Source organism: Burkholderia sp. SR8 (assembly GCF_052851275.1).
On record NZ_JAULUC010000089.1, the window covers coordinates 1 to 496 of the forward strand.

Annotated in this window: 1 protein-coding gene; it reads left to right on the top strand. The window is 66.3% G+C overall.

The features are described from left to right. On the top strand, positions 1-475 hold a 475-nt coding region (locus Q3A80_RS31945), incomplete at its 5' end, for a substrate-binding periplasmic protein (RefSeq protein ID WP_446332757.1). Positions 476-496 lie beyond the last annotated feature (21 nt).

Here is a 496-nt window from a genome sequence, read left to right on the forward strand (position 1 = left end):
GTTCTCGGCGCCGGCGACCGACTACAACGTCTCGTTCGTCTACAACAAGAACAACCCGAAGATTGCGAAGAACCTGCGCTCGCTCGTCGACATCGACAAGCCGAACGTCACGGTCGCGGTGATGTCCGGCACGTCGCAGGACAAGGCGATTTCGGCCGAACTGAAACAGGCGCGGATCATGCGGCTGCCCGGCAACGACGAGACGCGCCTGTCGCTGATCTCGAAGCGCGCCGACCTGCTCGCCGACGCGAACATCACCAACATGCTGCTGACCGAAGCGCACCCCGACTGGGCGGCCAGCTTCAATCCCGCGCCGCCGCTCGCCCAGCAGGAAGTGGCGTTCGGGCTGCGCAAGGACACGCCGAAGGCCGACCTCGACGTGCTCAACGACTACCTCGCGCAGCAGGTCCGGTCCGGCGCGGTGAACCGCCTGATCAAGACGTCCGTGCAGGCCATGCTGACGCCCGGCAAGTAAGCCGCGCCGCACCGGCGGGCT